This is a genomic window from Roseateles sp. P5_B10 (genome assembly GCF_056400485.1).
On sequence record NZ_JBFULE010000574.1, the window covers coordinates 1 to 3,489 of the forward strand.

General features: G+C 67.4%; 2 protein-coding genes. Both read right to left on the bottom strand.

Annotated elements, in window-relative coordinates:
* A partial coding sequence (locus AC1DU6_RS24055; RefSeq protein ID WP_477860150.1) for a hybrid sensor histidine kinase/response regulator occupies window positions 1-2,643 on the bottom strand: 2,643 nt, incomplete at its 3' end.
* 8 nt (window positions 2,644-2,651) lie between these two features.
* On the bottom strand, window positions 2,652-3,489 hold an 838-nt coding region (locus AC1DU6_RS24060), incomplete at its 5' end, for a type 2 periplasmic-binding domain-containing protein (protein ID WP_477860152.1).

Genomic DNA, 3,489 nt, shown 5'->3' on the forward strand with positions numbered 1-3,489 from the left:
GCGCAACGCCCGCGTCGCTGCATAACCGTCCATGACGGGCATCTGGCAGTCCATGAGCACCGCATCAAAACGCTCGCTGGCCAGCTTGCGCAGCGCTTCCTCGCCATTGCCGGCGACGCTGACGACGATACCGGCGCGGCTGAGCAGGTCGACGGCGAGTTCCTGGTTGATCGCGTTGTCCTCGACCAGCAGCACATGGGCACCGGCCAGCGCCTTTCGATGGTCGAGCTGTGCTTCTTCGCGCCGCGCATTGCGCGTGGGGACGGCAAGCGCGCGTCCGAGTGCGGCAGCGCAGGCATCCAGCAAGGTCGAGGGCGTGACCGGCTTGGTCAGCAGCGCGCCGGCCCGCAGCTTGTGCTCGGCCAGGCGCTGCCTCACCTCTTCGCGGCTGAAGGCCGTGGCCAGCATGACCAGGGGTGCCGGGTGGCGCARCTCGGTCTGCTGGGCCAGCGCCTGCGCGCAGGCCACGCCGTCCATGCCCGGCATCTTCCAGTCGAGCAGCAGCAATTGGAAAGGAGCATCGCCGGCGTCGGCCTGCATCACCAGGCGCAGCGCTTCTTCGCCCCCCGCGGCGGTATCGACCTGCAGGCCCAGCGTGCCGCACATCGTCGCGAGCAGCTCGCGCGCGGCGGCGTTGTCGTCGACGACCAGCACACGCGTGCCGCGCAGACTGGTGTCCATGGCCGCGTCCGCAGCGCCGGGCTGCAACCCGAAATGCAGCTCGAAGTGCAGACGGCTGCCGCGGCCCAGCTCGCTCTCGACGGTGAGCTCGCCGCCCATCAGTTTCACCAGGTGGCGGCTGATCGCCAGCCCGAGGCCGGTGCCGCCATAGCGCCGGCTGGTCGAGGCATCGGCCTGCGTGAAGGGCTGGAACAGGCGTTGCAGTTGTTCAGGGCTCATGCCGATGCCGGAATCACCCACGGTGAAGCGCAGCCGGGCCGATTCGCCGTCCCGCTCCACCATCTTCACGGCGACGATGACCTCGCCACTGTCGCTGAACTTGACGGCGTTGTTTCCCAGGTTGAGCAACACCTGGCCCAGGCGCGATGGGTCGCCCACCAGTGCCCGGGGGATCGCGAGCGGCAAGTCCAGCAGCAGCTCCAGGCCCTTCTCGTCGGCCTTCAGGCCCACCACATTGCTCAGGTTGTCCAGCACGTCGCCAAGGCTGAACGGGATCGTTTCGATGTCGAGCTTGCCGGCCTCGATCTTGGAGAAGTCGAGGATGTCGTTGATGATGACCAGCAGCGATTCCGCCGCCGCATGCGCCTTCTGGATGTAGTTGTGCTGCTGCGGGTTGAGGCCGCTTTGCAGCGCCAGGTGGGACATGCCCAGGATCGCGTTCATCGGCGTGCGGATTTCATGGCTCATGTTGGCCAGGAAGCTGCTCTTGGCCTGGTTGGCAAGCTCGGCGACATTCYTGGCCTGCTGCGCTTCGCTGTAGGCGGCTTCGAGGTCGGCAATCGTGTGGGCCAGGCGGGCCGTCATCGAATTGAAGCTGGTGGCCAGCATGCCGGTCTCGTCGCGCGCTTCGACGGGCGCCTGGGCGGTGAGGTCGCCAGCGGCGATCCGTGCCGCCACCTGGGTCAGGCGCTGCACCGGCCCGACGATGCTGCGCCGAAGCAGGAACGCCAAGGCTGCACCGAATGCCAGCGCGGCCAGGCCACCGACAGCCGTTTGGGCACGCGAGCGGGCCAGGCTGTCCCGAGCCCGCGACAGCTCGGTCTGCAGTTGCGCCTGCTGCTCGGCGGTGATCTGGTGCAGCAGGTCGAGAAGCCCTTGCGCCTGCGGCACGACCTCGGTCCGATACAGGTAGAGGTCCTCGTAGGCACGCGCGCTGTCCTGGATCGTGCGGATGCGCAGGGTCAGCTCGGTCAGCGCGGCCCGCGCCGCTGCGATGCGGTCCAGGTGGGCGCGCTGCGCAGCCGTGAGCAAGGGGYGACGGGCGTAGAGCCCGTCCCACAAGGCCGCATTGGTGACCAGCTGCGAGCTGTACGTCAGCCTGAAGTTGCCTTCGCCCGAGGCGCCGAACGCCATCACGTTGGTGGCCAGCACATCGAACGAACTCTGGAAGGTAAGCATCTCCGCCAGCACTTCGCGGTTCACCGCGTCGGCAGGGCGCGAATTCTGCAACTTGATCATGGCCTCGGTCTCGGCCAGCACACGCACCCGCTGCGCCTGCACGTCCATGCTCGACAGTCGCAGCGCCGGCCGGTTGCGCAAGGTGTCCTCGTGCAGCTCGAACAGCTGTGGCGGCAGGCGTTTCCAGCGCGCGTAACGCTCGTTCAAGGCCTGCACCTGCTTGCGCTCGCCCTCCTCCCAGCCGTCGGCCAATTCCTCCAGCGATGTCAGCGCACTCTCGAACGCCCCGCGTGCCGCGTGGTAGTGCCCGATGTCTTCGCGGTCAGAGAGCACCAGGAAGCCGCGCAGGTGCAGCTGCATGCTCAGCAGCGCCTCCTGCGCCTGGGCCGACGCCCGCGAGGCCGGCGCCCGCAGGCCTTCGCTGATTTCGATGTCCCGGCTGGCGTTGCGGCCCGCCAGGATGGCGAGTGCCACCACCAGCAGCGTCAGCCCGACGAGGACCCCGACGCCGACGGTCAGCTTGGTGCCGATGCCCAGTGACGCTACCCGGAAATTCCAGCGCATGCCCGTGATCAATAGCCCAGTGAAGTTCGATACGCCTCTCGTTGCCGCTCGCGGCCGAGCCGGATCGTGATCTCTTCGAAATCGACGGCAGCGGCCTCGAGCGCTTCTGCCGGACTCAATTGACCGGCCGCCGCCTGCATGAGGCGCAGATCCAGCGCCAGCACATAGCTGTAGGTTCCAGGGATTCGCAGGTAGGGGATCTGCTGCTTGTTGCTGAAGGTACGTTCGAACGCGCTGAGATAGTCGCGGACGTCGGCCGGGTCCCAGTTCGCTCGCAGATACGGCGCCAGGCTGCCCGTGCCTTCAGGCGGCAGCATCTGGGATTTGCGCCCCGGATCGACGCCGTCCCAGCCCCGCGCCGCATAGACCTGCGACTTCTCCTTCGCCGCCAGCAGCGCCAGCAGGAAGTACGCGGCCTCGGGCACCTTCGAATACTTGGAAATCACGCCGGCCCAGGAGGCACCGCTGGTGTTGCCGACCTGGTTGACGCCTGCGGTGCTGGTCCATTTGCCCCGCGCTATGTCGTAGTACGCGTGCGTTCCGGGCGCCGGCGCAGCGCCGGTCTTGCCCCTGACCTTGCTGCCCTGTTGTTGAGCCAGCGCGCCGAGGTCACCCCAGGTGAGCGCAAACGCCGCGCGGCCCGCCAGGAAATGGTCCCAGCCACGGCCATGGTTCCAGGTCAGCATCTCGCGCGGGCCGAACTTCACCAGTTCAACGAACAACTCGAGGGCGCGCACGTGGCCGGGGCTCTTGATCAGCGGCTCCATCGTCTGCGGGTCGAACCAGTACAGCCGCGCATTGGTGGGGCCGATGACGAAGGAGGCCGACAGCGTCATGTAATTGAAC